The 2,131-nt window shown below is 64.5% G+C and carries 1 protein-coding gene; it reads right to left on the reverse strand.

The genetic code is table 11. From position 1 onward, the window contains the following. Nucleotides 1-360: 360 nt before the first annotated feature. Nucleotides 361-1,998 (reverse strand): integrase catalytic domain-containing protein, encoded by a 1,638-nt coding sequence (locus A9Q02_RS22970; protein ID WP_097655416.1) that lies wholly within the window; start codon nucleotides 1,996-1,998, stop codon nucleotides 361-363. Nucleotides 1,999-2,131: the final 133 nt, after the last annotated feature.

Raw genomic sequence — 2,131 nt, forward strand, 5'->3', positions numbered from 1 at the left:
TGTTAAATGTCAACTAGATTTGCCGCCCGTTCTGCCTCACGAGAGAATCTTACTTTGTCGGGCTCGTTGCCTCACGAAAGATCGTACCACACTCACGAAAGATCTTACCATACTCACGAAAGATCTTACCACGTTGTTGCGCCGCCTGGCCGGGTGCGCGAGCCGGGTGGGGGCTGCGCGGCGGTCAGGAGCACCCGACCACGCCAGGTCAAGGCCGCGCGGGGGCCAAATTGACCGCTGCGCGAAGCGCCTCCATCAGGTGGCCCATCGCGCGCTCGGCTTGGCCTTGAGCGGCGTGGTAGGCTGGTGCGACCTGCCGCGTTGGCCCTCCGGCAGTTGGCGTCCCTCTGCTGACACCGCTCAGTCGGCTGCATGAGCGACCTCCGGCGTGCCCGCATCAGCCGGTTCATCCACCATCCCGCGGAGATCAGGTGGAGTCTGGAGCCGGTCTTCGGCCAGCCACTGATCGTGGAACGTCAGGATCGCCTTTGCCCGCCATTCCGCCACCCGGCGCTGGAGCGTCCGGAGCTGCACGTCAGGGAACCGGCCTGGATGGTCAGCTTGAAGCTCCCGGAACAGCTGCTTGGCACTCAGTTCGGGATTGGCCTCCAGACGCTCGGCGATAGTCGTGCTGACGTCGGCGAACGGGTCGGGCCGGGTGCGCCAGGTGTGGGGCACCGGATCTGGCTTCGTCTGGCGATACTTCCGCTTCTGGCGGGCCGGCGCGCCACCCTCTGCTGCGGGAGGCTCCAGATCCGCTGCACCAGTACCCACCGACTCCCCGAACCCACACGCTGCGCCGTGGAACGCCACGGGTGCCGTGGTCGGCGCGTGGACTGGCTCGCTTGCGCGTGGCACGACCGCCAGTTGCCACAACGCGTCCTGGAGACGGTCGAGCTGCCGGAGCAAGCGCACGGGGTCGAGCCCCGCAAACAGGGCCGCGAGGCGGGCCTGCTGCTCGTCCGACACGACCTCAGCAGTGAGGAGCCGCTGGAACGGCGTCTGGGCGGCGTCGTACCGTCGCTGAACGTGACTGCCGTCGCGCGTCTTCTCCTTCAGCTTCATCGAGGGCTGGAAGAAGTTTACGTAGAGCCGCAGCGCCCGGTAGACTTCGGTGAGTTGGCGGTAGGCGCGCTCGCCCTCGTAACGGTCGTAGCCGATGAAGTGGCGGACAATCGCGCCGTTTTTCTGCTCGACAAAGCACTGGTCGTTCTTCTTGTAGGCCCGTCCGCGCGTAAACGTGATACCCTCTCGCTCGCAGTAGTCCAGCAGTTCGTTGTTGAGGAACTCCTTGCCGTTGTCGCTATCGATGCCGACTAGGGGCATCGGCACGAGCTGTCGCACCTGGGTCATGGCCTGGACGACGCCATGCTGGCCCTTATTGAGGAGTGGCAGGCATTCGGTCCAGCCAGTGGCAACATCGGTGAGCACCAGCGTGTACAGGTAGGCACCCTCGGCGTTGCCGCCACAGTGCGCAACCAGGTCGATCTCGAAGAAGCCGGGCTGGGCATCATCCCAGTCGGTACAGGTGCGCACCGGGATCTGATGCTTCAAGAGGGTGCCTGCCCTGGTGGTGCTGATCCCGCGCAGGGCCGGGTCACGGCGGATCGGGCTGAGCACCCGGTCAGCGGGAGCCGGGCTGATGGCAAGGAGTTGCGTCCGCACCTCGTCGGCCAACGTCAGATGGCCGTGCCGCTCAAGAACCGGCACCAGCTCGGGGAGGAAGGGCACGAGGCGTTTGGCACAGATGCAGTTGGTTGCCTCCCAGGCGAGCCGGAGCGCGGCCTGCACCTCCGGCCCATAGCGTCGCTCCCGCGAGCGGGTGATCGCGGGACGAGGGGCGACGACCGGGCTGGTCAGCAACCGGATGGCGTACTTGCGGGCATAGCCCGTGGCAGCGACAAACTCGTTGAGGATGACCGACTTCTGCTGATGGCCAGCCTCCTGGTAGCGCGGCGCCGTTTGCGCCAACAATTCACGTTTCGCTCGATAGCTCATCAGGGACCTCACGAGACACCCTACGCTCTCTAGGTTCAATTGCGTTGGGTGACATTATTCGTGAGGCAACGATCTTGTCAAGGTTACATCTAACGTGAGGCAATGCGCCGGCAATTCTAATTATCGTTGATCA

The organism is Candidatus Chloroploca asiatica, assembly GCF_002532075.1.
In the GTDB taxonomy this organism is placed as follows: domain Bacteria; phylum Chloroflexota; class Chloroflexia; order Chloroflexales; family Chloroflexaceae; genus Chloroploca; species Chloroploca asiatica.